We start from the raw sequence: 2,911 nt of genomic DNA, 5'->3' as shown, positions 1-2,911 counted from the left end.
TGTAATTCCTCGTCATCTACCATAACTGTGATATATCCCTTTGCTCTGCCGTCTTTTATGTTTAGGGTAGAGTAGTCCAGTTTAGCGTTATATATTAGTTCTTTGATTTCTTCATAGTTCATCTCATCATCTCCTTATTTCAAATTTTCAGTTTTTTTAAAATAACAGGTTTATTCTTCGTTAAGCATTTCTCTATAACTTTGCATGATTTCTTCAATTTCATTTGTTATGTCGCACCATTCATCATATAATGATACGTGGTTTGATCTTGAAAATAGTTCCAGTAATTTCTCGTCTTTAAGTACAGTTGCACGAGTTAGAACAGATATTGACAAGTCATCTAAGCCGGTTCTGCGCCATTCCTCAATCATTCCTCTTATAATTTCCAGTCTTTCTTCTTTGCTTATTTCTTTGTTATCCATGTTATCATCTCCTTATTTCAAATTTTCCATTTTTTTAAAATAATAGTATTCATTTCCGGTTGAAAAGTGTACCATTTTATTCTTCTATTTCATCATCGTATAAGTCAAAAATTATTTTTTTTGTATAATCTAGTAAGGCAGAGAAATATCCGAATTGTTCAATTTTGCCTTGGTCTTTTAATAAAAATCCATCTTTAGAATGATATTTAAAACATATTTCATTATTCTTTTTTCTTTGAGTTCCGATATCTCCATTTTCAAATTTCACAATAATGCCATATTTTGCAAATCTAAGTTGACTAACTATGAAATTAGGCATTTTTTCTTTAAGCATATTATTCATATCTGTTAAAAGTTGCTCTTTTATTTCAGGATTATGTTTTTCAAATTCATATAAAAATTCGTAATCTTTCATTTTTAACTCCTTGTTTTTTCTAATTAGGTAATTTCAGTTTATTCAGTATGATACAAGCATCTTGTTCAAGACAGTTCAATAAACGGACTTTGTCGTAATCTTTTTCTTTTAATGCCTTCTCACGCATTATTGTATATTCTCTAATACTTTTTTCTAGAGTTGTAATTATGATGGTTTCTTTTGGTAGCATTTTGAAGGATCTCCTATTTATTTTTAATAAAATAATTTTATACACCTTAATGGCGTAATTAATAAATAAATTTTTTTATTTACAAAAACATAATACGCCTTTATAGTGTAAAAGTCAAGTTTTTTTTTGAAAAAATTTGAAAATATATTATAATATAGAAAATTAGGAGGAAAAATGGCAAGAACTAATGGAGAAATATTAAGAGATTTAAGAAAAAAAAATGACCTTACAATGAAAGAACTTGGGGATAGGCTCAAAGTTGGAGTTTCATTCATAAATGATATGGAAAAGGGGAGAAAAAAAATACCTGAATACATTTTAGAAAGAATAATAAGTATTTTAGGAGCCACAACAAAAGATATTCAAGAATTAAAGAATAACATCATAGAAGAAGATTTACCCGAAGTATTGAAAAAAGAAAATAAAAACATAAGTTTTATAGATATTACGGATAAAATAAAAGTTTATAAACATAAAGTCTATACTCTTGATACTAACTCAGATGGAAGGATAGATATGAGTAAATATCAAGAGGAGGTTTTTATGCTAGAAGCTGACGTTAAAAAAGGTAGTTTAATAGTAAAAATTGTTGGGAAAGGTCTAGAACCATATTTCTTAGAAGGAGATAAACTACTATTTGAAGCTGAGGAATTGGTTGATTGGCGTTTATTAAATAAGAGGTTGGTAGCTTTTAGATATAAAGGCAATTATATGGTAAGAAAACTGAAATTTATAAATAAGATACCTCATCTAATAGCTTTGGATTCTGAGGTATATGATGATATAGTGATTGAAGAAAATGACAAAAATATACATTATATAGGTGAATTAACAAGTCAATTAGAACGTAATTTAAAAGATATAATATTTGAATAAATAAAACTCATTTATCTACCCTTTCAGATAGATAAATATGGGTTAAAAGAAGTACCCGTTAACTTACGGGTTTTTTTATCAAAAATTTTCTTGACTTTTACGCCTTTTGAGTGTATATTTTTATTATAAAAAAATTTGAAATAAAAATACGCCTTAAAGGCGTAAAGAGGAGGAGTGATGGACTCGAAAGCAATTAGTCGCTTCATAAAAAATGAAATTGAAGAAAACTATGGAACATATATAAATTTTTGTAGGGAAAATAAAATAGGTTATAAAAGATTTTTAATAAAATTAAAAGGTATGAAAAACGATAATGATTTCAGATATATTCCTATAAATAAGATTTTAAACATACTTGGATACGAATTCACAATAGTAAAAAAATCAAAAACAGAAAAGTAAACTTTCATGCATTATATAAATTTAAGAAACAGACTGGAGTATGTGAGTTAGAGGAAGGAACTAATATGGTAAAAAGAGGATATTTAATGAGTGAACTAGACATAATGGGTGTAACAATAACTTTAAGTAGTGAATTTTATATAAAAAAAGGAATTATGTATTATAAAATTTATCATGTTAATTCAAGAGAACGGAAACCGAAGAAAATTTATCAAAGTAAATTGTACGCTGAAACAAAAGAAGTTTTAAATAAACTTGAGGAGCAGAAAATTTTTTTGATTAAAGAAATAAAAAGGAGAATGGGGAATCCTCCTTCACAAAATTGAAAAATAAAAGCTAATGTCAGTATTAAAATTCCGCAGCATTCAGGGAAGGAATAAAATGTTGAAAACAATAATAATAAGCATAATAACAGTATACATTACAACAAAAGCATATGACTGGATAAAAAAGAAATAAAAGGATAGGAGGTGTAAAAATGGGACCACTTCAATTATCAGAAATACAGGAATTAAGTCTTTAAATAAGTTGGAAAATAAGAATTATGAAGAAATAACAGTTTATGCATCAGAATTACAGAATGTATACTATAAATTAAAATCAGCA

General features: G+C 26.8%; 5 protein-coding genes. 3 read left to right on the top strand and 2 right to left on the bottom strand.

Features of this window, described 5'->3' with window-relative positions:
* Positions 1 to 170: 170 nt before the first annotated feature.
* Both NK213_RS19530 and NK213_RS19525 read right to left on the bottom strand, forming a co-directional pair.
* Positions 171 to 422, bottom strand: coding sequence for a hypothetical protein (locus tag NK213_RS19530; protein WP_253352447.1), 252 nt, complete (start codon positions 420 to 422; stop codon positions 171 to 173).
* 76 nt (positions 423 to 498) lie between these two features.
* A complete protein-coding gene (locus NK213_RS19525) occupies positions 499 to 837 on the bottom strand; it encodes a hypothetical protein (protein WP_253352445.1) in 339 nt (112 codons plus the stop codon).
* A 364-nt stretch (positions 838 to 1,201) separates the two neighbouring features.
* Between NK213_RS19525 and NK213_RS19520 the strand changes: the two genes are divergently transcribed.
* The 3 genes from NK213_RS19520 to NK213_RS19510 all read left to right on the top strand — a co-directional run bounded on the left by NK213_RS19520 (position 1,202) and on the right by NK213_RS19510 (position 2,631).
* Positions 1,202 to 1,903 carry a helix-turn-helix transcriptional regulator gene (locus tag NK213_RS19520; protein WP_253352443.1) on the top strand — a complete coding sequence of 234 codons (702 nt, stop codon included), beginning with the start codon at positions 1,202 to 1,204 and terminating at the stop codon, positions 1,901 to 1,903.
* A gap of 177 nt (positions 1,904 to 2,080) precedes the next feature.
* Positions 2,081 to 2,305 carry a hypothetical protein gene (locus NK213_RS19515; protein WP_253352441.1) on the top strand — a complete coding sequence of 75 codons (225 nt, stop codon included), beginning with the start codon at positions 2,081 to 2,083 and terminating at the stop codon, positions 2,303 to 2,305.
* Between the two features lie 65 nt (positions 2,306 to 2,370).
* Positions 2,371 to 2,631 carry a hypothetical protein gene (locus tag NK213_RS19510; protein WP_253352439.1) on the top strand — a complete coding sequence of 87 codons (261 nt, stop codon included), beginning with the start codon at positions 2,371 to 2,373 and terminating at the stop codon, positions 2,629 to 2,631.
* The last annotated feature ends 280 nt before the right edge of the window (positions 2,632 to 2,911 follow it).

It is taken from the genome of Sebaldella sp. S0638, from assembly GCF_024158605.1.
In the GTDB taxonomy this organism is placed as follows: domain Bacteria; phylum Fusobacteriota; class Fusobacteriia; order Fusobacteriales; family Leptotrichiaceae; genus Sebaldella.
This window is presented reverse-complemented; position numbering and strand designations above follow the sequence as displayed.